The sequence below is a fragment of the Sphingobacterium bovisgrunnientis genome, assembly GCF_009829085.1.
Lineage (GTDB): Bacteria > Bacteroidota > Bacteroidia > Sphingobacteriales > Sphingobacteriaceae > Sphingobacterium > Sphingobacterium bovisgrunnientis.
This window is the reverse complement of record NZ_WUQY01000022.1, coordinates 1-26,347: the sequence shown is the minus strand read 5'-3', so window position 1 is coordinate 26,347 and position 26,347 is coordinate 1. Positions and strand designations below refer to the sequence as shown.

General features: G+C 34.2%; 28 protein-coding genes. 14 read left to right on the top strand and 14 right to left on the bottom strand.

Features of this window, described 5'->3' with window-relative positions:
- The 3 genes from GOQ16_RS11285 to GOQ16_RS11275 form a co-directional block, all read right to left on the bottom strand.
- Positions 1-786, bottom strand: coding sequence for an N-formylglutamate amidohydrolase (locus GOQ16_RS11285; protein WP_160069379.1), 786 nt, complete (start codon positions 784-786; stop codon positions 1-3).
- 74 nt (positions 787-860) lie between these two features.
- Positions 861-2,936, bottom strand: a complete 2,076-nt coding sequence (locus GOQ16_RS11280) for a TonB-dependent receptor (RefSeq protein ID WP_160069378.1) — start codon at positions 2,934-2,936, stop codon at positions 861-863.
- A gap of 14 nt (positions 2,937-2,950) precedes the next feature.
- Complete coding sequence (locus GOQ16_RS11275; RefSeq protein ID WP_240141020.1) at positions 2,951-4,192, bottom strand: BamA/TamA family outer membrane protein; 1,242 nt, start codon at positions 4,190-4,192, stop codon at positions 2,951-2,953.
- Positions 4,193-4,405: 213 nt separating this feature from the next.
- Between GOQ16_RS11275 and GOQ16_RS11270 the strand changes: the two genes are divergently transcribed.
- The gene (locus GOQ16_RS11270) at positions 4,406-4,687 is read left to right on the top strand and encodes a GNAT family N-acetyltransferase (RefSeq protein WP_160069376.1); all 282 of its coding nucleotides are present in this window, start codon (positions 4,406-4,408) and stop codon (positions 4,685-4,687) included.
- Positions 4,688-4,761: 74 nt separating this feature from the next.
- Here the strand turns inward: GOQ16_RS11270 and GOQ16_RS17925 are convergent, their stop codons facing one another.
- A complete protein-coding gene (locus GOQ16_RS17925) occupies positions 4,762-5,460 on the bottom strand; it encodes a LuxR C-terminal-related transcriptional regulator (RefSeq protein ID WP_160069375.1) in 699 nt (232 codons plus the stop codon).
- A gap of 285 nt (positions 5,461-5,745) precedes the next feature.
- On the opposite strand from GOQ16_RS17925, the gene GOQ16_RS11260 reads away from it, so the two are divergent.
- Positions 5,746-6,276, top strand: a complete 531-nt coding sequence (locus GOQ16_RS11260) for a DUF962 domain-containing protein (protein ID WP_160069374.1) — start codon at positions 5,746-5,748, stop codon at positions 6,274-6,276.
- Between the two features lie 81 nt (positions 6,277-6,357).
- Positions 6,358-6,951: an LURP-one-related family protein gene (locus tag GOQ16_RS11255; RefSeq protein WP_160069373.1), complete on the top strand. Its 594-nt coding sequence runs from the start codon at positions 6,358-6,360 to the stop codon at positions 6,949-6,951.
- Here GOQ16_RS11255 and GOQ16_RS11250 read toward each other — a convergent pair.
- Genes GOQ16_RS11250 through GOQ16_RS11240 form a run of 3 tightly spaced genes read right to left on the bottom strand, consistent with a single transcriptional unit; the run spans position 6,928 to position 9,480 of the window.
- Positions 6,928-7,458, bottom strand: coding sequence for a GNAT family N-acetyltransferase (locus tag GOQ16_RS11250; protein ID WP_160069372.1), 531 nt, complete (start codon positions 7,456-7,458; stop codon positions 6,928-6,930). The genes GOQ16_RS11255 and GOQ16_RS11250 overlap by 24 nt on opposite strands.
- Positions 7,458-8,315 (bottom strand): prephenate dehydrogenase, encoded by an 858-nt coding sequence (locus GOQ16_RS11245; protein WP_262886256.1) that lies wholly within the window; start codon positions 8,313-8,315, stop codon positions 7,458-7,460. Before GOQ16_RS11245 ends, GOQ16_RS11250 begins: the two co-directional genes overlap by 1 nt.
- Before the next feature lie 4 nt (positions 8,316-8,319).
- Positions 8,320-9,480 (bottom strand): pyridoxal phosphate-dependent aminotransferase, encoded by a 1,161-nt coding sequence (locus GOQ16_RS11240; RefSeq protein ID WP_160069370.1) that lies wholly within the window; start codon positions 9,478-9,480, stop codon positions 8,320-8,322.
- Positions 9,481-9,666: 186 nt separating this feature from the next.
- Here GOQ16_RS11240 and GOQ16_RS11235 point away from each other — a divergent pair, with 186 nt between their 5' ends.
- The 4 genes from GOQ16_RS11235 (at position 9,667) to GOQ16_RS11220 (ending at position 14,142) form a co-directional block, all read left to right on the top strand.
- Positions 9,667-11,505: an ABC transporter ATP-binding protein gene (locus GOQ16_RS11235; RefSeq protein ID WP_160069369.1), complete on the top strand. Its 1,839-nt coding sequence runs from the start codon at positions 9,667-9,669 to the stop codon at positions 11,503-11,505.
- Positions 11,506-11,566: 61 nt separating this feature from the next.
- Positions 11,567-12,760 (top strand): aminofutalosine synthase MqnE, encoded by a 1,194-nt coding sequence (mqnE, locus tag GOQ16_RS11230; RefSeq protein WP_160069368.1) that lies wholly within the window; start codon positions 11,567-11,569, stop codon positions 12,758-12,760.
- Between the two features lie 15 nt (positions 12,761-12,775).
- Entirely contained in the window at positions 12,776-13,399 is a 624-nt protein-coding gene (locus GOQ16_RS11225) for a histidine phosphatase family protein (RefSeq protein WP_160069367.1), read from the top strand.
- Positions 13,396-14,142 carry a menaquinone biosynthetic enzyme MqnA/MqnD family protein gene (locus tag GOQ16_RS11220; protein WP_160069366.1) on the top strand — a complete coding sequence of 249 codons (747 nt, stop codon included), beginning with the start codon at positions 13,396-13,398 and terminating at the stop codon, positions 14,140-14,142. Before GOQ16_RS11225 ends, GOQ16_RS11220 begins: the two co-directional genes overlap by 4 nt.
- 4 nt (positions 14,143-14,146) lie before the next feature.
- On the opposite strand, the gene GOQ16_RS11215 is transcribed toward GOQ16_RS11220, so the two are convergent.
- Together GOQ16_RS11215 and GOQ16_RS11210 are read right to left on the bottom strand one after the other, a co-directional pair.
- Entirely contained in the window at positions 14,147-14,392 is a 246-nt protein-coding gene (locus GOQ16_RS11215) for a hypothetical protein (protein WP_160069365.1), read from the bottom strand.
- A gap of 9 nt (positions 14,393-14,401) precedes the next feature.
- Entirely contained in the window at positions 14,402-15,253 is an 852-nt protein-coding gene (locus tag GOQ16_RS11210; RefSeq protein ID WP_160069364.1) for a universal stress protein, read from the bottom strand.
- Positions 15,254-15,312: 59 nt separating this feature from the next.
- On the opposite strand from GOQ16_RS11210, the gene GOQ16_RS11205 reads away from it, so the two are divergent.
- Complete coding sequence (locus GOQ16_RS11205) at positions 15,313-16,068, top strand: RNA polymerase sigma factor (protein ID WP_240141019.1); 756 nt, start codon at positions 15,313-15,315, stop codon at positions 16,066-16,068.
- Positions 16,069-16,079: 11 nt separating this feature from the next.
- On the top strand, positions 16,080-17,417 hold the full coding sequence (locus GOQ16_RS11200) for a hypothetical protein (protein ID WP_160069363.1): 1,338 nt from the start codon (positions 16,080-16,082) through the stop codon (positions 17,415-17,417).
- A gap of 13 nt (positions 17,418-17,430) precedes the next feature.
- Here the strand turns inward: GOQ16_RS11200 and GOQ16_RS11195 are convergent, their stop codons facing one another.
- Positions 17,431-18,036 (bottom strand): HAD family hydrolase, encoded by a 606-nt coding sequence (locus GOQ16_RS11195; protein WP_160069362.1) that lies wholly within the window; start codon positions 18,034-18,036, stop codon positions 17,431-17,433.
- A 56-nt stretch (positions 18,037-18,092) separates the two neighbouring features.
- On the bottom strand, positions 18,093-19,283 hold the full coding sequence (locus GOQ16_RS11190) for a proline dehydrogenase family protein (protein WP_160069361.1): 1,191 nt from the start codon (positions 19,281-19,283) through the stop codon (positions 18,093-18,095).
- Positions 19,284-19,387: 104 nt separating this feature from the next.
- Here GOQ16_RS11190 and GOQ16_RS11185 point away from each other — a divergent pair, with 104 nt between their 5' ends.
- The 5 genes from GOQ16_RS11185 (at position 19,388) to GOQ16_RS11165 (ending at position 22,873) form a co-directional block, all read left to right on the top strand.
- Entirely contained in the window at positions 19,388-19,594 is a 207-nt protein-coding gene (locus GOQ16_RS11185; RefSeq protein WP_160069360.1) for an RNA-binding S4 domain-containing protein, read from the top strand.
- Between the two features lie 47 nt (positions 19,595-19,641).
- On the top strand, positions 19,642-20,709 hold the full coding sequence (aroB, locus tag GOQ16_RS11180; RefSeq protein WP_160069359.1) for a 3-dehydroquinate synthase: 1,068 nt from the start codon (positions 19,642-19,644) through the stop codon (positions 20,707-20,709).
- An 18-nt stretch (positions 20,710-20,727) separates the two neighbouring features.
- Positions 20,728-21,447: a ThuA domain-containing protein gene (locus tag GOQ16_RS11175; RefSeq protein ID WP_160069358.1), complete on the top strand. Its 720-nt coding sequence runs from the start codon at positions 20,728-20,730 to the stop codon at positions 21,445-21,447.
- Between the two features lie 11 nt (positions 21,448-21,458).
- Positions 21,459-21,866, top strand: a complete 408-nt coding sequence (locus tag GOQ16_RS11170) for an NUDIX domain-containing protein (RefSeq protein ID WP_160069357.1) — start codon at positions 21,459-21,461, stop codon at positions 21,864-21,866.
- Positions 21,867-22,039: 173 nt separating this feature from the next.
- Positions 22,040-22,873, top strand: a complete 834-nt coding sequence (locus GOQ16_RS11165; RefSeq protein WP_160069356.1) for an energy transducer TonB — start codon at positions 22,040-22,042, stop codon at positions 22,871-22,873.
- A gap of 252 nt (positions 22,874-23,125) precedes the next feature.
- Here the strand turns inward: GOQ16_RS11165 and GOQ16_RS11160 are convergent, their stop codons facing one another.
- The 3 genes from GOQ16_RS11160 to GOQ16_RS11150 form a co-directional block, all read right to left on the bottom strand.
- Positions 23,126-25,246 carry a catalase gene (locus GOQ16_RS11160; RefSeq protein WP_160069355.1) on the bottom strand — a complete coding sequence of 707 codons (2,121 nt, stop codon included), beginning with the start codon at positions 25,244-25,246 and terminating at the stop codon, positions 23,126-23,128.
- Positions 25,247-25,331: 85 nt separating this feature from the next.
- Positions 25,332-25,568: a hypothetical protein gene (locus GOQ16_RS11155; protein ID WP_149914128.1), complete on the bottom strand. Its 237-nt coding sequence runs from the start codon at positions 25,566-25,568 to the stop codon at positions 25,332-25,334.
- Between the two features lie 97 nt (positions 25,569-25,665).
- Entirely contained in the window at positions 25,666-26,217 is a 552-nt protein-coding gene (locus GOQ16_RS11150) for a lipocalin family protein (RefSeq protein WP_160069354.1), read from the bottom strand.
- Positions 26,218-26,347 lie beyond the last annotated feature (130 nt).

Below are 26,347 nucleotides of genomic sequence, written 5' to 3'. Positions count from 1 at the left end.
CTATACTTGAATTTTCTGTAGATATAAATTCATAGACTGTAAAACGTTCTTTAAAAGTTGATTATTCAGCGCAATCTTATCGAGATAGGGTTCTCCAGTCCACTCATCCATAAAATCCTTTCGAAATTCTATAGATAGCACACAACCTAATGCGCCATATTGATTTATAATATGTTGTGCGAGATTTCCACCTTTAAATTTCACGTTTTCTCTTACATCAATATCTTCATTATTTAAGTGTAGTTTCTGTATTGCTGCTACAAATTCATCGATAAAATCCCGCCACTTGTCTTGGTTGTAATATGTTCCAAGATTAATTTGTGGATTCGCCTCTTTGTCTACGATTTGATTGCTACTTTCTCTCTTGGCATTGTAACTGTGAATATCCAAAATGACGAAGTAACCGTATTTTTTAATTGTAGTCGAAATATGTCTTTCAATTGTATAATAGATAGATTGATGTTGTCTATATAGTTCTAACAAATAATTTGAAGGAAGGTTTGAACGAAAAACATTTAAACTCCAAGCTTGATCAGGGTGTAGATAAACTGAATTTTCTACATCTCGATTTAGATCCAGCTGAAATCTAGAGGTGTGAACAATAAATTGGTTTACAGCTAGGTCGCCGATTTTTGCAGTAAAGGGATCTTCTTCTCGAAGTCTTTGCGCTTCAGAAAGGGCAATATAAGGTTTTAACTCTTCACTGATTTGATGACCTTCGTGGATAGCAAATACCCAAAAAGGGCTATCCTCATTTTTAATTTGATATAGAATTTCTAAAGACATTGTGCACGTAAGTTGATTTATATAATGAACAAACGTTTGCGAAAAAAGTTTTAGAGACTATACATTAAAGTTAATTAATTGTTTTCAAATGAAAATTTTAGACCCGTGTAATAATTGCGTGTAGCAGCAGCATTATAGAATCTTCCGCCGAAAGCATTGATATCATTTCCTAAACTATATTTTTGATTCAAAACATTATCAATTCCGATGAAAAATGTAAGTCTAGAATTAAGATTAGGTAGGCGTGTACTCCAGTTTAATTTGGCTTGAACCAAATCGTACGCATCCGAAAAGAATGTATTTGCATCATCAAGCGGTATTGTAGATGTATGGTTGTGGTAAATATTTAATTGAAATTGTTTAGGAAACACCAAGAACAGTGAGTTTGAAAGCGTCCAATCAGGCACAGACGTTATTTTATTTCCACTAAAGTTTGTCGTACCATTTATGTAATTACCGAATCTATAATGGTTATATGCCAATGCAATATTAAATTGAATTGATTTTACGATAGAAGTATTGAGTTCATAATGCGACCAAAACGATAATTCAGCACCTTTTTGTTTAATTTCGCCAGCATTCGCATAAAATTCTACTCCTGCATCATTAAGATTGCGCACAATACCGCTATCCATATTGTATTGATATATACTTAAATCCAAAAGCCAGCGTTTGTTTTTGCCTTGAATTTTGTAGCCTAATTCATAATTAACACCGCTTTCTGCTAATAAATTTGTATTTATGGTATTATCTGATGATCGAACTTCTGCCAAGGTAGGAGTAGAGTAGCCTTTTGAAATTGAGGCACGAATTGCCATTGTGTTGGCAAGCTGATATGAAGTTGCCATACGCGGCATCCAGACGTCTTTAAACGCTATATCACTCTTAGTAATATTCTCTGTAGGATAGAGGGTTTCATATGTAATGCTATTTTTATTCCATCCTAGTGATCCCTCAATCATCCAATTTTTTGTGAGATCAATTTGTGCACGGGAGAAGATATTTAATTGTTGATTATCAAGGATATCATTCGCTTGCGGATCGCCAGCAATACCTTTATTATTGTCAAAATTATCAATCTTGTTCCAAGCATTTTGAGCTTCTAAACCAATTTGGAATTGAAATGGTATGGATTTGTCACTGTCTTGATATGATAGGAAAGTTCGTGCGCCTAAATTTTTCTCCGTACGAAATTCGTAATTGGTAATGAATGGATTTTCAAAATCAGTGTGCGATCCAAAAATACCGACAAAATGTGAAAGATTGTTTGAGATTTGATATTCGTGGCTAATTCCACCGTAAATGGTTTTGTTATATATTGTCGCTTGCTGTTCTTCAGCACTCGGATTCGGTCCAGCTGCTGGTCTTGCAGCTTTTGGGTTTTCTTCGTATTGTTTTAGCGTTAGACCGCCTGGTGTTTGGTAATCCAAATCCGTGTACAAAGCAAATAGCTTTAATGCTCCTTTTGAATTATATTGGTATTGTTGGGCTGTTTGAAAAGTTTTCCGTTGGAAAGCGGAATGATCTCTATAACCTTCCGAAGTCAAATAAGATTGATTGAATGCCAGATTATATTTATCACTTATTTTCTGCTTAATACCTAAATTTTGTTGGAATAGACCAAATGATCCAGCAGATAATTGTAAATCCACTGTGTTATTAGTCTTGGAATAGCCGTAAGGATTTATACGTATTACTCCACCAGAATTAGCGCCAAATAAGGATCCATCCGGTCCTTTAATAATATGTATCGCATAAAGGGAATTGGGGTCCAATAAATTCAAGTAAGTATTACCTCCAGCATCCGTCAACGGCAATTCATCTATATAAATCTTTGTATTTCGAATACCAAAAGGTGAACGTACTAAGCTACCTCGCATTCCTATACGGTATGAACCTGGTGATCGCTCTTCCATTCGAATCCCTGCAACGGTGTTTATTGCGGATGTTAGAGCTACAGGGCTTTGTGATTGCAATACTGATCTAGAGATAGTATGTGCGCTATTTGTTAATTGCAAGACTGCTTGCTTGCTGAAATATTGTTTGACTTCTACGGGTTGCAATTCAATATTTTCATTATTTAAGGTATCTGTCTGGGCAAATAATAAGTGTGAAGAAGTAAGTAAAATACTTAATAAACAATATTTCATAAATAAATTTTAAATTAGAAAGCTTCGTTAAGGCCTAAAAATAAACCTTTTTGTCCAAATTTACCGAATGCATAATCGATACATAAGTTGGTTCGTGTCAATTTATTGAATAATACACGCAGTCCTACACCACCCGCAGGCTGCCATTGTCTGAACAGCTTGCTGCCAATTTTGTCGTCTATAGTTTGAATATTTCCAAATACAACACCGCTTAAGAATTGATTACGCAGAATGGGGAATCTATATTCCAATTCGCCATAGGCATAGGATTTACCTTTGAAGTAACCATTGGTATAACCGCGTCCTGATCTTGCATAGGGATCTTTTCCTGTTCCGGGTAAATCCAAATACCCTAGGTCTCCACCCACATTATAAGATCCATAATACCAAAATGCCAATACGTGATTTGGTGTTCTTTGTGATAATTGCCAATATTTTCTAAAATCGGTTAACAACTGAAATCCTTCTTGTGAACTCCCTAACCATGTTTGATTGGCACGGAGCACTACATCCGTGTAGATACCTTTATATGCACTATTTGGATTATCACGAGTCATATATTGCAAGTTCACCATCAATCCATTATTGTTATTCATTTCTGGATTGTAGCCATATTTTACACTGTATGCTTCGAGCGGATTGTTTTCAGATCCACCTACTGTTCGAATATTTCTTTTCAAATCGAAGTAAACTCCTGCGCCAAGGAATAGATTATCAGATAATTGTCTATAAATCCGTTCGCTAAACCCATATACTGTGTAATTGTTGACATATCGTGTCCTTTCGGGATTAGTCAAGATAACCTCTTCATCCGTAGGATTCTCTATTGGTACTCCCATTCCGAGACCATAATCTAGCCCAACCATCTTCGCAATATGCAAACTCCCTTTAAGGTTCCAATTATTTTCTCGTGTATAGGTGTCATGAAATAAATAGCCTACTATGATTCCTTGCGTGGTATAGTTCAAGGCTGTAGCAAAAACAGACATACTCGTGTTTTTCTTATCTCCAAAATAAACACCGCCTACAGCTTTTACACCGATTTGAAATCCTATACTTGGATTATAATTTATATTTGGTAAATATGAAATTGGTGAACGTTTTTTTGAAAAATTTTCTTTACTTTTATTGCGTATAGGATTTATATCTTTAAATAAATCTACAACATCGTAAAGAGTATCAGGGATTTGTAGCGAATCTATAACCATTAAGTTTATATTTTTCAATGTATCTAATGGTGGATTATTCTCTATCATTTGAGCCTTGGCGGTAGATAAACCAATTATAAGAGTTAAAATTAGTGAGTTTAATATATTGCGGTAAAGTTTCAATGTCATTGGATGTAAGTGCTGATTGTATAGATACTAATCGACAAAAATAGTAGAATCCTTTGTAAATCACTATTAAGTGTATAAATAAAACAATTATAAAGTGATTATTGTTGTATATGATAACGGATAATTAGAGCTATGGTAATAAAACAAGAAGAAATCGGTCACAAAGGATCATTTACGGCAATAGAAGAAGGAAAAAAAATAGGTGAAATGACCTATTCAAAAGCAGGATCTGATAAAATAATAATAGATCACACCGAGGTTGATGAAAATCAGAAAGGTAAAGGAATAGGGAAAATTCTTTTATCTAAAGCGGTAGATTTCGCACGAGAACATAATATTAAGATAGTTCCGTTATGTCCATTTGCCAAAACGATGTTCGATAAAGATATCGATATTCGGGATGTGCTAGGATAAATTTTTTATGTAATTTGGGATTAGTAGAGTTCTTGAAAGAAATTTCAAGAACTCTTTTTATTTATAAGCCTTATTTATGCTTGTGAAAGTTTTCTTATCAAATCGATAAAGTTGTTTGAATTCGTTTTGTTAAGAATATTTTTACGATGCGTATCTACCGTATATTTACTTGTACAAAGTTTATCTGCGATTTCTGTACTGTTGAGACCATCTTGAACTAATCTCAATATTTCTAACTCCCTTTTAGTTAACTTATAGCAATTCTCTGTATCGAGAAAAATATTTCTAGTTTTATCGTAAATTCTATGGTCATTTATCGGCTTATCTACATACTCATTAATGCGCTGATGTATTACGAGTGTTTTTGTTAAATCACCTTTATTATTAACTTCTAATGCCTGGCAAGTTTGTTTAATTGTAATATAATATCCCTCAATAGTTTTTATCCTGTACGTATAAGAATATAAATAATTGAAATGCTCATTGAATCTTAATTTATTTTTAAATAACAAATCTTTCTCTTCGCATTCGAAAAAATAATTTTTATCCTCAGGATGAATAATTTCAATCAAATCTTCGACCGTGAACGTGGATGCATTATAACCAGTGATGATATGAAATGCTGTATTCATAAATGATATAAAATTTGTTTGGCAGTCAAAAATAAAATAGTAACTGTCGACTAATGATTTGTTCTCTTCTTCTGTAGTTGTTTTAGAACTTTGTTTATCGAAGAGATTTTTCCATTTTTCATTTTTAATTTCAATAGACATATTATAGGGTAGTTGTTTGGTAAGCCAAATATACCTATAAATAGTGCTTTTTATTATTTTTAGTGTAAAATTTTATTGGTTTGCAATAAATATCATAATGAGATAATTAGTTTCTCTGTTGTGATTGGAATTTTGTTCAAAATAAAATATTTAAGATTTAGTTTTTTGTTTTAGGATGACTAACTTGCAGCTTAAACTATTTAAGTTATTAGTTGCAGCGCTTATAAAAATGCTTTGTAAAAAAATGCATACAATTAATTTTGCAATAATGTTTAGATTTGCTTTATGAAAAAAATAGCAAAGAAAAACGAAAACAAAGATGCCAACAATATACAGCGAGAAGTAGATATTCAATTCAAAATTTTAGATAATACCTTTCAAGGAAATAAATCTCTGTATGCTTTTTTTCTTACACTTGCTTTTTTTGGTGTAATGGGGCTAGTATGGATGATTCCATTTCCACAATTGGAATTTCTTAAGAAGATGAACGCACAGACTTTTTTAAATTGGGGGTCATTTTATATTGCTATTATCGTTTATTTTTACTTGAAATTAGCACCTACTTTATCGTATGCGGCATTATTTTCTATTGCAATCATGAGCTTTTTTATCGTACAATTGGAATATGTAGAACGTGACGGTGGACCAACTGTTATTTTGGTTTGTTCCATTATTGCAATAGTAGGATTACTAGGCTTATGGGTTTACACTAAAAAGGAAAAATCTGTATCAGGTAAGGATTTTTGGAGCTTACTCATAATAGGTCCAATTTGGTTGTGGTCAAAAGTATTTGATAAGTTAAAATTTAAGTATTAGATATTATATTTTAAAAATGTTAATCCCGAACATCACAATGTTTGGGATTTTTTATATTTTGTCAATTGAAAACTGATAATTATGACGCCATATAATTACCCGCTGAGTTTTAAATTTAAGATTGGTACATTATCAAATGATTTTGAAGCTAAAGATGCCTTAGGAAATACGCTTTTCTATGTGCGTGAAAAGATTTTGACGTGGAGAGATCAAATGAAAGTATATAGCGATTCTTCTAGAAATGAACTGCTGTATGAAATTAAATCTAATAGACTCATTGATTTTCAGCAGACTTTTACCATAACAAATACACAAGGAAATGTTGTAGGTTCGGTGAGAAGAAAAAGTATTCGATCGTTTTGGAAAGCTACATTCAAATTGATGAATGAGCAGGAAAATCATGATAGCACTATTCAAGAAAAAAATGCTTTTGTCAAAATGTGGGATGGAATCTTTGGTGAAATTCCAATAATTGGAATGCTATCAGGCTATGTATTTAATCCTTCTTATATTCTGTCTACAACAGAGGGAGAAGCTTTGTTTGAAATCAGAAAAGAACCTTCATTTTTTGGAAGAAAATTTACAGTAGAAAAATTAACTACAAGCGATGTCAACGAAGAAAGATTTGTGCTAAGTTTGGCTTTAATGGTTTTAGTGGAGCGCGGAAGAGGTTAAATACTCTTTTTTATCGATCCCATATACATATTGAATACTATTTGGATCACTTGGTAAGGGGTATTCTTTTGTTTTGCGTGCACCGGTTTTATGTAAAGCAGCTTGTGATCTGAAATTAGTGGATCGAACATGAAAAATTATTTGGTTTACATACTGGAAAGCATAATCAATCATTAACTGTTTCATGGACCGATTGAATTTACCACCTCGATGCGACATCGCTAAAAACGTGTAGCCAATAGCAATGCTTTTTTCTTGAGGATTATGCTCATAATAAGATGTAGCACCGATAACTTTATTTGAATTCTTATCGATAACTATCAATGGATAATTCGTATTTAGTAAGTGTTCAAAATATATTTTAAATCCTTCTGATGTATATCGTGTAAAATCGGGATGATCTTTCCAAATAACAGGATCAGAAGCCACTTGAAAAAGTGCATCAAAATCTTTTCTCTCTAATTTTCTTAAAGAAACAAGCGCATTTTCAAGTGGCGTAAAGTGCATTATTTGATAATTCGTTTAATTTTATTTGACTTTTTAATAAGCTTATGAAGACCATCGTAATCCTCTTTCTCAAGTTTATTGTGCAATTTCTGCAGCTGTTTGATATGTTCTTCTAACACTTCCAATACATTCTCTCTATTTTGTTTGAAAATAGGTGTCCACATATCAGGAGAAGATTTTGCCAAACGGACAGTCGACTCAAAACCCGAACCCGCTAATTCAAAAATCCTACCTTGTGATTTTTCCTTTTCTAATACCGTTAACGCTAATGCAAAAGATGTCAAGTGCGAAATATGCGACACATATGCCGTATGTACATCATGCTCTTCCGCATTCATAAATAGAGATTTCATCTCCAAGGAATCCGTCAAAGCATCTGCCAGATCAAAAGCATCTTCATCTGATTTGAATGCTTCTACATACACCATGTTCTTGTCTTTAAACAAGTTCGGCAATGCAGCTTCAGGACCAGAATATTCAGTACCAGCCATTGGGTGCGCTGCTACATATCGACCACGATTCGGATGATCCGCAATTTTTTGCAAGATATTGATTTTTGTAGAGCCCATATCAATGACTACCTGATCGGTAATTTTGTCCAAAATATAGGGAGCCAATTGCATAATGGCATCTACAGGAGTTGTCAAAACAATAATTTTACAAGATGCAATTGCATTATCTAAGTCTTGAATTTCGTCAACCAACCCCAGTTGTAAAGCTTTGTTTTGATTGATTTCGCTTTTATCCACACCGATGACTTTTTGCACGAATCCAGTTTCCTTAAGTCGGAGAGCAACAGAACCACCTATCAAACCTATTCCGACGATAGCTATATTCATATTTTTATTATTTCTAATCGTGTTAAATATTTGCCTTAATTCGAGCTATGGCTTTTTCTAAAGTTTCATTATTTGCACATAGACTTATGCGTATAAATTGCTCACCAGCAGTGCCAAATATACCACCTGGCGTAATAAAAACTTTAGCATCATAAAGAATTTTATCGCAAAGTTCATAGGAGTTTTTGAAGCCTTTTGGAATCTGTGCCCAGACGAATAACCCAACTTGATTCAAATCGTATGTGCAATTTAACAAATCCATGATTTCAAATACTGTTTTGCGACGCTCAGAATATTCATCATTTAGCTGTGTATACCATGATTTGTCTAAACTCAATGCTTTTGCGGCAGCTAATTGCATGGGTAAAAACATCCCTGAATCCATATTGCTCTTGAAACGCAGAATCTCTCCGATACGTGCTTCATTTGCCACCAACATTCCAATACGCCATCCAGCCATATTGGATGATTTACTCAGAGAATTCAATTCTATCGCCACATCTTTCGCGCCTTCCACAGACAGAATACTTTCTGGAGAATCATTTAAGATAAAGCTATACGGATTGTCATGACAAATTAGGATATTGTGTTTCTTACCGAAAGCTATTACTTTTTTGAAGAATTCTTTATTTGCTAATGCCCCTGTAGGCATATGCGGATAATTAATCCACATCATCTTGACGTTCGATAAATCACGTTTTTCCAATTCTTCAAAATCTACCAACCAATTATTTTCTAAGGTCAGTGCATATGGAATAGGAGCTGCACCAGTCACGCGAACCGCGCTTGTATATGCGGGGTAGCCTGGATTTGGTATTAAAACTTCATCACCTTCTTGAAGATAAGTCATGCAGATATGTACAATTCCTTCTTTGGAACCGATTAATGGTAAAATCTCAGTATTTGAATCAAGAGTCACACCATAGTAGCGCGTATACCAGTCAGCCATAGCTTGACGAAGGACAGGAGCGCCTTTGTAATTTTGATAGCCGTGTGTATTGTTTTGTGCCGCTTGTTCGCTCAACACTTTTATCACTTCAGGATGAGGCGGTAAGTCAGGACTTCCTATCCCAAGGTTAATCACTTGAGCACCTGCTTTATTCATCTCATCTATCTCTCTTAATTTCTTCGAAAAGTAATATTCTTCTGTATGTTGTAATCTTTTCGCTACTTGAATTTCCATTAAAATAAATATTTGGTGCTAAATTTATAAAAAGTTAATCGCTTTGTTGAATTATTCATTCATAAAAGACTATATTTTTTATATACTTTAATCTTTATCACTTATATGCAACATTTTGAGTGTATATTTCGATTATCAATTAATTGACCGTCATTTTTACTATTTTTGCTTATTGAGAATTTGTGAATGAAAACATACTTTAGATTATTATCTTTTGCCAAGCCTATTGAAAAATATGCTATACCATACATTATCTGTACAATTATCACTGTAATTTTTGGAACGTTAAATTTGGCCTTACTCGTGCCGTTATTACAAGTTCTTTTCAAAGGTACAGGCGATGCAGAGATTCAAGCTCCTGCTGTTGTTACAAAGCCTGAGAGTTGGTTAGAGTTTGGTGATTGGTTCACGTATTATGCGGATAGATTGTATTTTGATTTAGGGCCTTACGAAGCACTAAAATATGTATGTGTTGTTATTATTATTTCTGTATTTATCAGTAATCTTTTTCGCTATCTTTCCCAAAGAATAATGGAAAACCTACGCATACATACCTTATTAAATCTTCGTAAAGCGGTATTCAATAATGTGATGAATTTGCATACAGGCTATTTTTCGAATCAAAGGAAAGGTGATATTATTTCCAAGATTGCATCTGATGTTCAGGTGGTACAATTTTCAGTTACAGGTACTTTACAGGTTGTATTTAAAGAGCCACTTCAGTTGCTTGCATATATTGTTGTATTATTTTCATTGTCTGCAAAATTGACGTTGTTTTCGATTTTAGTTATTCCAATTTCTGCTTTTGTGATTTCTCGGATAGTGAAAAAATTAAAGTCGCAAGCTAAGGAAGGACAAGAATCTTATGGTAAAATGATTTCAAATTTGGATGAAGCATTGTCAGGTGTCAAAATCATAAAAGCTTTTAACGCATCGACTTTTATCAAAAACAGATTTAATCAAGAAAGTGAAAACTATTCCAAAATTATGCGTAGAATGGTTCGTAGACAACAAATGGGTTCTCCAGTTTCAGAGCTTTTAGGTGTTGCTATGGTGGCCATCATATTGTTGTACGGGGGTAGCTTAGTGCTTAATGGTGAAGGGGATTTGAAAGCTTCTGAATTCATCGGATATATCGCAATATTTTCTCAGGTGATGCGTCCTGCAAAAGCTTTGACAGATTCTTTTTCTAATGTCCATAATGGTATTGCGGCTGGTGAACGTGTGTTGGAATTGATCGATGAGAAAAACAATGTGGAAGATGTTCCAAATGCGGAAATTGTGACAGCATTTGATTCAGATATTACTTTTGAAAATGTTGATTTTTCTTACGGTGAGAAACAAATTTTGCATAATATCAATCTGACTATCGCAAAGGGACAGACCATTGCATTAGTCGGACCTTCGGGGGGAGGTAAATCAACATTGGTTGATTTAATTCCAAGATTTATGGATGTTACAGGTGGAGAAATTCTTTTTGATGGTAAAAATATTAAGTCATTTAATCAAGATTCGCTACGTGGGATAATTGGAACAGTTAATCAAGAGTCTATCTTATTTAACGATACCATATTCAATAATATCGCGTTTGCCAATGAAAATGCAACCCAAGAAGAAGTTGAAGCTGCTGCAAAAATTGCGAATGCTCACGATTTTATATTAACAACTCCAGAAGGTTATCAAACGAACATTGGTGATAGAGGATCTAAACTTTCGGGAGGACAGCGTCAACGTATTTGTATTGCGCGTGCAGTGCTTAAAAATCCACCTATTATGTTGTTGGATGAAGCAACTTCAGCGTTGGATACAGAATCCGAAAGATTGGTTCAAGATGCGTTGTATAAGTTGATGGAGAACAGAACAACAGTAGTTATAGCACACCGTTTAAGTACCATCCAAAATGCCGATAAAATTGTAGTATTGGAGGCTGGGAAAATTGTGGAAGTTGGTTCGCATTTGGAGCTAATAAATCAAAACGGGTTATATAAAAGATTGATCGACATGCAACAATTTGTGGAAGCTTAAGAGCATTATGTTTTAAGGGTTTCACATTGTTTTTGATATATTTGAACAGAAGGAGTAATATATGAATGCAGAGAGGAAGCTTACTTTTATAATCAATAATCCGAATTTGGACACTGATTTAAAAAGAATTGCTGAAAAGGTACTAGCTGAAGAACGTATATCGTTTGATGAGGGAGTAATATTATACACAAAGGGAGAACTTAACTATTTAGGTGTTCTTGCTAACTATATACGCGAAAAAAAACACGGAAATTACACTTTTTTCAACAGAAATTTCCACATCGAGCCTACGAATGTGTGCGTGTACGATTGTAAATTTTGTTCATATTCGCGCATGATAAAGGAACGTGCAGAAGGTTGGGAAATGGACATAGATGGTATGCTTGATATTGTCAAAAGATACGACAATGAGCCTGTTACCGAAGTGCATATCACTGGTGGGGTGGTTCCAAAACAAAATCTCGAATTTTACGCTGAATTTTTCAAACGGTGTAAAGCACATCGTCCTGATTTACACATCAAAGGGTTGACTCCTGTGGAGTATTACTACATCTTCAAAAAGGCTAAACTATCGCATTATGACGGTATGAAATACTTGAAAGAATGCGGTTTGGATTCTATGCCGGGAGGTGGTGCCGAGATTTTTCATCCTGAAATCAGGGAACAGATTGCGCATGATAAATGTACGGCGGAACAATGGCTGGACATTCACGAACAAGCGCATAAATTAGGAATGCATACGAATGCTACGATGCTTTATGGACATATCGAAGAATTTTGGCATAGAGTAGATCATATGGAGCGTTTGCGTTCTTTGCAGGATAAAACTGGTGGATTTCAAACTTTTATTCCATTAAAATTCAGAAATAAAGACAACCAAATGGCGCATGTGCCTGAAGTTTCTGTTATTGAAGATTTAAGAAATTACGCCATCGCACGTATCTACATGGATAATTTTCCACATATCAAAGCCTACTGGGCGATGATTTCGCGCGATACTGCACAATTGTCATTGGCATATGGTGTTGATGATATTGATGGCACATTGGATGATACTACAAAAATATATTCTATGGCTGGTGCAGAAGAACAAACACCAGCAATGAGTACACAAGAATTGGTTCAGCTTATCAAAAATGTAGGTCGTCATCCGATTGAGCGGGATACATTATATAATGTTGTTACGGATTATAATGATGTTGTATTTGAAGAGGATAAGTCAAAGAAATACTACGCTTTACCTGTTGTCAATTAAATAAATTGTTGGGTAGTGAAAAAGACTTTTTATTTTATAAGACACGGACAAACTGATCTCAATTTGAAAGGAATTGTGCAGGGAAGAGGTGTGAACACTTCACTAAATGATAACGGCAGAAAACAGGCGGATGCTTTTTTCAATGCATACAGACATATTCCCTTTGACAAAATATATACTTCAACACTTGTTCGTACGCACGAAACCGTCGTACGTTTTGTCAATGAGTTAGGCATTCCACGCGAGGATTTAATTGGTTTAGACGAAATTTCGTGGGGTATTTATGAAGGAAAAGTTCAAGATGAGACGATTATGCAAGGTTTCAAAGAATTAGTTTCTTCGTGGAAAAATAACGAATTAGATGTCCGAATTGAAAACGGTGAATCCCCAAATCAGCTTGTTCAAAGGCAGAAAGAAGCTATCGCCTATATCTTGGAGCATGAGGATGAAGAAACTATTTTAGTATGTATGCACGGTAGAGCATTGCGTATTATGCTTTGTCATCTCACAGACACGTCAGTTTGCAATATGGAAGACTTTCGCCATACCAATACAGCTTTGTATGTATTAACATACGAGAATGGAAAATTTACTATAATTGATTATTATAATACGGCGCATTTAGAGGAGTTGGAATGAGTAAAATAAAAGTTTCGGCGGTAAGTTATACCAATACATTGCCGTTTTTACAAGGGATAAAAGAATCTCCTAAGCTTTTAGAGCAAATTGATTTAAGTGTAGATGTGCCAGCAGAATGTGCTCGAAAAGTTATTCAAAATGAAGCAGATTTAGGCATAATTCCTGTAGCTGCCTTAACTAGAATTCCCGATTATCATATCGTAACAGATTACTGTATTGGTTCAGATGGTGCTGTGGATTCGGTATTTATTTTTTCCACAAAGCCTATCGAGCAGATTCGTAGTTTACGATTAGATCCCCAGTCTCGTACCTCCAATGGTTTAGCACGCATTCTTCTTAAGCATCACTGGAAATTGGACGTTGAGGTTGTAGTGGATGGAGAAGCTGATGCATATGTTTTAATTGGAGACCGTACTTTTGGACAAAAAGATACTGTACCATATGTCTATGATTTGGGCGAAATTTGGAAGGATTTTACAGGTTTACCTTTTGCTTACGCGGTGTGGGTTTCAAATAAAAAATTACCTGAGGATTTTATTTCCGATTTTAATATAGCATTGAGAAAAGGTGTTTCACATCCATTAGATGTAATTACCGGATTACCTTCTTATCCAAATTTTGATTACAAGATCTACTTGACAGAAAATTTGGATTTTAATCTTGATAATAGAAAACGCGAAGCTATCTCAAAATACTTAAAGTTATATGAATACTTGGAGGAAATAGATTTTAAAGGTGTTTAAGTCGTCATTTCAGGATAATAATTTCCTTTCGCAATAGTAAGTTTTTGTATGTGACTTTGGATTCATCTTTCAAAAAATCTTGATGCGAAGGAGCAGGAATCACAATTTTTATTTCTTTACCACCAAGCGGTACAAAAAATAATGCTCCTTGCTCTATCATTTTATCATCGATTAGCAACGTATACTTTTGAATTTTGCTATCCAAAAGTTGCAGCGCTTTCAATTTATCTTGAATTATCTGAATATTCATCGTCCCAAACTATTTCGATTCATGAAATACGAATATAGGTATTTCCGAATGAAATGTGAGTTTGGTAGATAAACTTGAGCGCATCAATCGATCAAAAAAGTTTCTGTTGCGCCGTACAATAGCAAGTACGTCTATATCATTATCTAAAATAAATCTATTAACAGTCTCTTCAACAGAATTTTCTTTTTCAAGAAACACAAATTTCAACTCTTGATCCTTAAAACTTTTAGTCCATTTTTCTGCATTCAACAGTACTTCGGAAGGACTACTTGCTTCAGTTTTGACGTTAACACAATATACTTTAGCGTCTACCAAAGAACTTATCTCAACGATTTGCTCCAAAGCATGAAAATCCTTTTCTTTAAATAAAGTAGTAAAACCTATTTTCTGAATTGGATTGTATTTCGCTTGTAATGGTATAGCTAAAACTGGTAATGTTACATTGCGAATGACTGTCGTCGTATTACTACCCATAAATTCTCCAGCAAACCCAGAAGCACCATATACGCCCATTACAATCAAACTTACTTCTTGATTCGCTATAGCATTCTTCACCCCACCAAGTACCGTTCCATGGTCAAATAGAAACTCTACATTTGTGGTATCTATATTTTGCGCAATGGCCTTTTGCATCAACTCTTTATTCTTACGCAAAGAAAAATCTTTGCGTGAATTTTCAATTTCCTGATAAACGGTGTTGAGCATTTCAGGCTGACCGGCATGTGCTGCTGATAATACAGGAGGTATATACGAGAAGAGTACATACAGCTTAACACCAAATTTGTTGGCTAAATGTAAAGCATAGAAAAACGCATTATTAGCATGGTCTGAATAATCCGTTGGCAATAATATATGTTTCATAGCAGAATCTCCTTTCAATTAAATATAAGCAAATATCAGCTGTTAATCAATAATAAAAATTGACCGTAATTATTTTAGAATATGATGTAGCATACATATTAAAAGGTACGTTATACCTGTATAATGACAGAGCAAAAGTGATTATCAATAATAATTCTTTAACTTTAGAAATACAAAAAAGACAAAGTTCAACTGCACGAGTGAGTATAGTTTCCAGATATTTCAAAAGAAATAGTCCATTGACATTGAAGTCTGCTTTGGAAGATTGTCTAGTACAACAAAGTGCACGTAGCCAATCTTTCTTGTATAAGCGGTTTTATGGTTATATGATGGCAGTTTCTCTTCGTTACGTGAAGAATGAAATGGAAGCAGAGGATATAGTCAACGAAAGCTTTGTCAAGATTTTCAAAAAGTTATCCAATTTTGAAATTCTTAGTGATGAATCTGCATTAGAGAAATCATTTAAAGGTTGGATTGCTCGTATCACTGTCAATACGTCTATCGATAAATTAAGAGCACAAAAAGTTACACTCGATATTGATGATATAAATGAGATAGAAATAGAGAATAATTCTGTTTCATTATCAAGCAATTTAGAAGTGAATGATATTTTAGCTTTGTTAAATAAATTACCAGAAATTCAACGTACAATATTCAATCTATATGAAATTGAAGGTTATTCACACGATGAAATTAGTAAAAAGCTTAATATTCCAGATAGTACTTGCAGAACTTATCTAACTCGTGCTAAATCCAGATTGAGAATATTGTATCAAGAGCAATTTGAAATGTTGAATAAAATTAAAGTTGGTTAATATCTACATATATGAATAATAAAGATTTAATAGAAGATATTAAGGCTAAATTAAAGGCTTCGCAAGAACTTCCTTATCGTGAGGGGGCTTGGGAAAGATTTGCAGCGCAACAAGGTAAGGCTGGAAATACTAACGTCATATCATTTAAACGTTTGGCAACTATTGCTGCAATCGGTCTATCGGTTCTAGCTGTATCGTTATACATATATCGTTCGCAAGAAAATGATATTACAGTTGATACCCAAATAGCTAAATCTAGTCCAACTATTTCAGACACAAGCTCTTCGAATATATTAGAAAATTCTCGGAATAGACACACTTTAACTTTAGAGTCAACAACAATCGCATTGAACGATTCAGATAAAGGCGCAAACTCGTCTAGGTTAAAGTCTCATTCTAAGTTACCATATTCTTCAAGTGTTACCATTGAAGGTTTAGATAATGAATTGAATGTAATTCAGCCCACACTGACCTCACTATCTATTGCTAATTTGAAAAAGGTGGAACCTAAAATTTTACCAATTTTAGAAACTACAGATGAGGAATCATCATATCCAGAATTAATTCTTCCAAATGTAATTACGCTTGCTTCTCAAGCTGTGAATATGGGCGTGACAAGGAATTTAGCTCCTATTAATAACGAAAATAAAATGTCATTAGGTGATAAGTTTCAACTGGGATTATACGTTTCTCCGCACCGTACGGCAGACAAATTTGATGTAGGTGCAGGTTTCTTAGTATCTTATGCTATTAATTCGAAAATAAGTTTACGTACAGGAACATCCTACAATTCATACTCTGTTGGAGTTATTAAAGATCCTATGGATATGGCATATTCGGAGAAAATAAGTATGGAAAATTCTTACCAAAATTCACCGCTAGCAGGAGAATTAAATTTCTCAAACAAACAGCAAATGATTCTTCCGAATGTTAATGCCGTTATGGGTAAGGTGGAAGCACTAGAAATACCTTTGGATGTGACCTATAATTTTAATAAGGGATTCTACTCTTCAGCAGGAGTTTCATATTCAGCTATTATTAATCAGCAGCGTGAGGCGCAATACATTGAAAATGTTGGTGTGTCTTCTCTTCAGGATAAAGAATCATTAATTCCTAATGCCGCACAAAGCTTAAATAAGACAAAGGTTAAAACAGTTAAATCTCTTCAAGATAATGTTAATCCAAAGGGTTTTAGCGGTTTTGCAAATTTTTCACTAGGTAAAAAAGTTAATATGAATAAGAAAATGTCCCTTTCTGTTGAGCCTTTTGTTAAGGTACCGTTGGGACAATTTCGCAAATCTGATTTGGATTACACAAATAGTGGTATTCGAATAATTACTACTTTTTAAGAAGTATTATTTTTTATAATTGGTCAATCCTTACCCAGCCCATTCCTGCTGCAATAGCACCTTGTACTCCAGGATCACCGTCTTCGAATACAAGACAGCGATGTGGATCTACTTCTAATTGTTCTGCACAAAGTAAGAAAGGTTCAGGAGAAGGTTTACCATTAATTGTGTCGCCTGCACAGACAATCGCTTGATATTTCCCATTTACATCTATGAGCTCTAGGGTTATATTTAAAGTTGATCTGCTGCCTCCAGACACAATGCCGATTTTTTTCTTGCCAACATTTTGAAATAAAATCTGCCTAACATACTCAATAGGTTGCGTTTGTTGAATGAATTCATCAATAAAAATTTGAGATTTTCGCTTTGAAAATACTTCCACATCAAATTCCACCTTGTATCTCTTACAAATTTCACGGGCAACAGCAACTGTCGGCCAACCTGCTGTTTCGTCGATGAGTTCAGGGTTCAAATCTACACCGTATTCTTTTGAAACTGCCACATAAGCGGCTTTATGTGCGTGTATATTGTCCGCTAAAGTCCCGTCTACGTCGAATAATAAAGCTTCGTAGGGTTCAGCTATGCTTTGGAGCTTATTTATTTTTTCTTCTAAATGCATGGAGGTTTAGGAATTGTTTTAAACAAATAATGGCTGTAAAGATACAGCCATTATTTTTATTTTTTCAACGATTTACGACGTTGTTTTTCTTTAATTATTAAGCTCAACTCTCGTCCTGTTTGTCCAGCAGCTGAAGAATTCTCTTGAGCTCTACGGAACAAGTAAGGCATTACAGCTTTTACTGGCCCATATGGCATATATTTCGCAACATTATAGCCAGCAGCACCTAAATTGAAAGAAAGATTATCCGACATTCCCAATAACTGCGCAAAGAATACATGCGAATGATTGTGTGCAATGCCGCGTTTGTCCATTTCTTTAGCCAAAAGCATACTGCTTTGGTCATTGTGCGTACCGGCCATTAATCCGATGCGATCGATGTGATCTAAACAAAATAATATTGCTTCATTATAATCAATATCTGAGGCATTCTTCGTTGCTTGAATAGGAGATGGGTAGCCATTTTCAGCTGCACGTTCGCGTTCAATTTCCATATAAGCACCACGTACTATTTTAGCACCCAAATAAAAACCTTGTTTTTCTGCATAGGCTAAATCCGCTTTTAACGAGGCTAATTTGTCATGTCTGTATAATTGATACGTATTGTACACAATTGGTTTCTCTTTGTTATAGCGTTCCATCAATTCGCGCGCAATATCATCAATTGTATCTTGAATCCATGAATGTTCTGCATCAACTAACACAGGAATTCCAGCTTCATAACATGCTTTGCAGATTGCATCACAACGTTTTAATAGTCTCGTAAATTCCGCTTTTTCATCTTCACTAAGTGATTGTTTTACATCAATTTTTGCTAATAAATCAAATCTTCCAACTCCCGTAGGTTTGAATACACAGAATGAAATCAATTTATTTGTTCGTGCATATGCAACACTTGCTAGTACTTCTTTGCAACAAGCATCAAAACTTTCTTCAGAATCTTCTCCTTCAACAGAATAATCTAAAATTGTGGTTACATTACCTTTACCAAGTTCCGCAATAGCAGATGCACAGCCTTGTATAGTTTCGCCGCCACAAAACTGCTTGTAGATAGTATTGCGAATAATTCCCTGAACTGGTAAACCAATATTTAGAGAAAAATTCGTTATTGGAGTTCCAATTTTAATTAACGTACTTGACGCGACCATCTTGAAAAGCCAATAGGCTCTTTCTAAGTCTTTGTCACTCTTATTTTTAAATGCTATTTCCGTATTTTCAAAGTTCAATAGGGTTTCTTGCAATGCCATCTTCTCTAATTGTTATCTAAACAAAAGTACTCTATAATAAATATATTTTGCACTTTTTTACACGATATGGATAGAATTGGTATATTTTTGGTTTATTTTTGTTTATGCAAACATTCAAGTTAGAAGGAGAATTTATTCCAATGATTCAATTATTAAAAGCATTGAATTGGGTAGAGCATGGAGGCATGGCTCAGCGTATGGTAGACGAAGGATTAGTCGTATATAATGGAGAGGTTGATTACCGTAAAAGATTAAAAGTTCGTAAGGGAGATATTGTTGAATTTGACGGAATGAAAGTCCAAATCATCTAATATTATTTCTATCTTTACCCATAGAATAACACTTATAAAATAAGAACATGCAACCAATCCAAAGTTTAGGATACAACGTATATTTTGAAGAAGATTTAGCGTCACTTTTACCATTCATCGAGGAGCGTGGCTATTCACAGATTCTCGTTTTAGTCGATAGAAATACCAACGATAATTGTTTACCCGTATTACAAAATGCTATTCCAGATTTGATTCATTACGATATCATCGAAGTTGATCCTGGAGAAGAAAATAAAAACATTGATTTCTGTATCGGGGTTTGGAAAACTATGTTAGATTTTGGTGCGGATCGCAAAGCTTTAATGATAAACTTAGGTGGTGGTGTGGTGACGGATATGGGTGGATTTGCTGCTTCGACATACAAAAGAGGGATTGATTTTATTCAGATTCCAACAACCTTATTGTCGCAAGTAGACGCATCAGTAGGTGGTAAAACAGGTATTGATTTGGATAACGTTAAAAATATCATTGGTACCTTTACACAACCTCAAGCTGTTTTCATCAGTACCCAATTCTTGCAGACATTGGATGACCGTCAATTGTTATCAGGCTTTGCAGAAGTGATTAAGCATGGCTTAATTCAGGATAAATCATTGTATGAGACCTGTAAATCAGTGGACTTGGAAAATATTTCTGCGGATATAATTTATAGATCCGTTGAGATCAAAAATTCTGTTATTACCCAAGATCCGACAGAAAAAGGTCTTCGTAAAATTTTGAATTTCGGACATACAATTGGACACGCAATTGAAGGATATTCCTTATTTAACGACGAAAGACCACTTTTGCATGGCGAAGCAATTGCGATAGGCATGATTTGCGAAGCTTGGCTTTCAAATAAATTTACGGGCTTAACAGATGAAGCTCTTACCGATATCACTAATACATTCCTTTTAAAATATCCAAAATATTCTTATACGCAAGAACAATATCATGTGTTTGTGGATTTGATGAAGAATGATAAAAAGAACGAAGACAACAAGATTGGATTTGCTTTATTAAAAGATATAGGAAACTGTACGTACAACATTTACGTCGAAGAGGATGACATCAAATCTGCTTTAGACTATTATTCAAAAGTATCCCAATTATAATTTAAATAATACCCTCACATGAGAAATTTATATTCTATAATCTTTATCCTATTCGGAATTATGACTTATGCGAAAGCTCAAACTGGAAAATCAGTTTTGATATTTTCTAAAACTAATGGCTTTAGACATGCTAGTATTCCAAAAGGTGTGGCTACAGTTTCTAATTTATTGGACAAACATGGTATAAAGTTTTTGCATACAGAAGATTCAGTTCATTTCCATGTGGATAGTCTTAAAAAATATGATGCAGTAATTTTTTTGAATACGACTGGTGATATACTTGACAAAACGCAAAAAGAAAATTTTCAAAAATTCATTCAGTCTGGCAAAGGTTATGTAGGCATCCATGCTGCATCAGATACCGAATACAATTGGCCTTGGTATGGTGCATTGGTTGGAGGGTATTTTGTGAGTCATCCCGAGGTGCAAGAGGCTCGAATTGATGTACTAAACCGTACACATCCATCAACTTCACATTTACAGCAAACATGGATTCACCGCGATGAGTGGTATGATTTCAGAGATGTAAAAGATGGTTTAAATATTTTAATGACACTTGACGAGACTTCATACAAAGGTGGTAAGATGGGGAAGTTTCATCCAATAGCATGGTTTCAAGAGTTTGATGGGGGCAGAGCATTCTATACAGGTCTTGGCCATACAGACGAATCTTATGATTCTGAACCATTTCAAAAACACATAATTGGTGGAATAAAATACGTACTAAAAATAAAATAGTTAAGACTATAATGTCTCAGAATAAAATAGTTATTGCATCTGCATTATTATTAAATGCGGATAATGATTTATTAGTTGTACGAAAGAAGAAGTCAACATTTTATATGCTGCCAGGTGGAAAAGTTGAAAGTAACGAATCTTATAAAGATGCTCTTTTGCGTGAATTGAAAGAGGAACTAGAACTTGAGTTTACTTATGATGATTTTGAATATCTAGGTAAGCACGAAACGCAAGCTGTAAATGAGAAAAACACAATTGTCCAAGGGAATATATTTCTACTAAAGACACCTTTAATACACCTTCCCAACTCGAATGCAGAGCTAGAAGAAGTTAGATTTGTAAGTAAGGTAACTCATGAAAAATTTCAATTAGCAAATCTGTTGAAAGAATTCGCTTTGCCGATTTGGATGAATCTATAATTATATTAGTTTATGATTTAAATAAAAATCTAGGTCTGTATTAGTAAAATATTGTATTAATAAGATAAAATTCATATTTTGTGCCTGTTAATAAAATTACCTTTAATTAGGTATTACGAAGTGGCGAAATATTCGCCATTTTTGTAACCATTATCTACCTATAAAAATAATTTATGTTTTGTGCTAAGTATTCAGTTAGAATAAAAATTGTAGCTCTATTCTTTTGCTATTTATTTCTCTCTGTTGATTTGGCAATGAGCCAACGCACAATAACCCAAGCAAATCTCCTTAAATGCTCTAATAAAACTTTACCCGCAATTTTATCAAATGAATTCACGGATATATCCGAATACATAAATGCTAATAAGAAATATCCGTTGAAGCCATTGCTGTATGGCAAAAAAAAAGGTGAAGTAATTGTCAGTTATGTAATAACATCTTCTGGTAAAATTAGAAATCAGCGCATTATTAAAAGTAGCGATAAATCATATAGTAAAGAAGTTTTTAGATTGCTAAATAATATTTCAGATTGGTCTCCAGCCTCATTGGACGACAAAAACGTAAATGTTAAATGTACTTTAAAAGTAGAATTTAATGCCCCATTCGAATCGAATTTAAATTTAAGAGATGCAGTGGTAATTTATAATGGAATTCAACTACCTAAAAATAAAATATGGTATATGGCTGATCATATTTATTTAGATCAAGTAATCCTTTTAGATACTAAACAATCTCAGGCACTATTTGGCAATCCTAAATCAAATCCTAATACGATTATCGTAAATTCTGAGGAGAATGCAAGAAGTTCTAAGCTAATTTATTCTAAATTGAAAAATATAGATTCCAATTTTTATAGTTTATATGTTGATGATGAAAAAGTTAATATTGATTCTTGGAAACAAGCATTAGTAAAACCAGATATTAAAAATTTTATAATAGAGAAAGATACTTCTTCAGATCAAAAATTAAAAGCACGACTAGTCACAAGTCGTACTCTTCTAAAATAATTTAAATTTTGCTGGTCAAATATTATTGTAATATCCTCTCAAATAACACGGTAGGATATACACTACAGTGTATAATTAAAAAAAATACAAAACTTTAATTAATGCAATCTATTTTTTTATTATTGTACCATAATAAAATTTTTGATTAATTAATATCAAAAATGTTAAAATAGAAATCACACACTATCTATTTATTTATAATTATATAACAGCTTCTCAATTTTGAAAAGCTGTTAATATTATGTTTAATTTCTAAACAGCTACTTTGCGCGCTTTTTCGCGGTCCCAGATACGATGTCCTTTCATTACATGAATGAAATCTTTAGTCAAATCTTTTTTAGATTCTAAAATAATTCCATCATCAATATCTTTTATTAATGTATCCTCCATGAGCTCTTCGGCTCCTTTTGCAAAAGCTATCGCTTTACAATGCCTATATGCTTCGTTTATAAATTGAAAATAGTCTGGTTCTGCTGCTAACGTTTTAACCGAATCACCTTCTGGCGTGTAGAAAGCATCGTAACATACTGAAGCTTCTGTCAAATACGTAAATTGAATATCCTCTTCTCCGCCTTCTTTAAATTTTACTTTTCCTACCTTAGTACTTATTAACACTGCTTCTGCACCTTCAGCTTCTAAAGCTGATTTCATTTTATCAATACTCGCTTTACTTACGCCATTATCCACCAAGAAAGCAACTTTTCGTGTTTCAATATTACCTTCGCCAGGTTTTATCTCCATGCTTAATGCTTTAGATGTTGTAACCTCAGGCTTAGGCGCTTTGATTGGATATTCAGGGTGATTGTGTCTTGCAAATTGCACGGTCAACTCATCCAATTCCTTTGGTGGCTCGATTCCCAAATTATCACCGACAGCTTTGGCAAGCTTATCATCAATTTGATTTAATATAGCCAACTCTCTTCGGCGTATGTCCGGACTATTAATTTTCGATAATTCGAAACTATATGCTGAAATTATATGTTCCTGCTCGGCTGGAGACTGCGATTGGAAGAATAATCTAGCTTGTGTGAAGTGATCGGCAAAAGATGATGAGCGGCCTCTGATTTTCTTTGCATCTATTTTTTCAGCATGCGATTCGAAGCCAGATTCTCCTTTAAGCATCGCATGATAGGGGCAACCTCCACCCAAACTATTTGGAAAATAAGATACATTTCCTTTAAGAATATCATGTCTACCAAAACCGTCTTTTTGATTGTTGTATTTTCCATTTACAGGTCTATTAATAGGTAATTCATGAAAGTTGGGACCTCCCAATCGGTAATTTTGCGTATCTGCATAGGAGAAAACACGCCCTTGTAATAGCGGATCATTACTGAAGTCAATACCAGGCACTAAACGTCCAGGATCAAAAGCGATTTGTTCCGTTTCTGCAAAGAAATTTTCGGGATTACGATTTAAGGTCATAGTTCCAATAATCTGAACTGGAACAATCTCTTCTGGCATAAGTTTTGTTGGGTCTAGTATGTCAAATGAATATTTTAACTCATCTTCTTCTGGGATTAATTGTACACCAAGATCCCATTGCGGATAATTTCCTTTGTCAATGGCTTCCCACAAATCCCTCCGGTGAAAATCTGCATCATACCCCGAAATCTTTTGAGCTTCTTGCCAAGCCACTTGGTGAACACCTAATTTTGGTTTCCAATGAAATTTCACAAAAGTTCCTTTGCCTTCGTCATTGACAAACTTAAATGTATGCACGCCAAAACCTTCCATCATACGTAATGAACGCGGAATAGCACGATCCGACATTGCCCACATCACCATATGTGCCGACTCGGGCATCAAGGATACAAAATCCCAAAAAGTGTCATGTGCTGATGCAGCTTGTGGCATTTCATTGTTTGGTTCTGGTTTCACGGCATGTACCAGATCCGGAAAATTCATAGCATCTTGAATGAAAAATACGGGAATATTGTTTCCCACTAAATCATAATTACCATCTTCGGTATAAAATTTAACTGAAAAACCGCGCACATCTCGCGCTAAGTCAGTAGAACCTTTAAAACCAGCTACTGTGGAAAATCTTAAAAACAATGGTGTCTTAGTGCCTTTTTTCAAGAACTTAGCCTTTGTATAGTTAGATACATCTGCTGTGGCTTCAAAAATTCCATGTGCTCCAGAACCACGAGCATGCACAACACGCTCTGGAATCCTTTCCCTGTCAAAATGCGCTAATTTATCTTGGTATATGAAATCTTCTAATAGGGATGGACCACGTTCGCCAGCCTTTAGTGTATTATTATTATTATGTATATGCACACCATCATTTGTAGTTAGCGGTTTGTTCGCGTTATCTACAGTATGCTTATTAATCATATCAATTTTCTTATTGGATCTTTCCTCTTTCATAATCTAATTAGTGTTTTAATGGATAATAAATATCAAGCTGAACTAAAAGCTTTAGTTCAGCCAAATTCATGATTGAGACAGGGATTTAATCGTGTCCTTCGGTTTTGACGATTTTATTATAAATGCCTAGCAACAAAAAAGGTGCTACCCACTGACCGACAAATAATGCGTCTTTATCATCCTTGCCGCGTGCACACTTTAATGCTGCAGATACAGCCATGGCGCCTAATGCTGCGCCAAGAAACAAGATAGATGGAATTTTTGAGGTTTCTTTTTCGACCGCTTTGGTAACTTGGTCTTCATTTCCCGTTGATAGTGCCATAATTATATTTATTTTAGTTATGCTGTAATAACATCATAATTAAAATAAATGTTTTTGCGTTATTGAATATTAATATTAACTAACATCTATTTTATATTTATTTTACAAAAGGGTTGTCCATATTATGTTCTATCCAGATTAGATCATTTGTATCGTAGCCAAATTCTGTGGCAATTTTCAAATATTCTTTTTTAATATTTTCTGGAACAGATTTTTCTCTGGATAAAATCCATAAATAGTCAAAATTTTTGCCTCCAACCAAAGCATATTTATAATCCTTATCTACCGCAAAAACATTATAACCCGAATAAAAGGGACCAAAAAAAGAAACTTTCAAAGCCCCTTCATTTTCATTACCTCTGAATTTGGCATTTCCCACGGCATTTTTCCATTCTTGTTTTACATAATTGTAGCCTGAGTTAACCACTTTTATATCCCCATTATTTTTTAAAGAATATTGCGCAATGGTGTTATTGAGATTTCTTTCTTGTTTAAAATCTATACGTGCAATTTCGTACCAAGTTCCAATATATTGTTTAGCGTCAAAATTTTGGACTACTTTAGCACCTTTCGGAATAGATTGGCAGCCTACATAAGAAAGTGATAGCAGTAAATATGTAAATAGTGAGAAATTGTAGAAGTTTTTCATGTGCAATAAATTTATATCTAAAACAAGTAAGTATAAATAATGTTCATAATTCAAATCACAGCTGTCCTAAATAAATTTAGGGTGTAAAAAAATCTGCCCTCTTCTATTAATTAGGAAAGCTTTTTGTGAA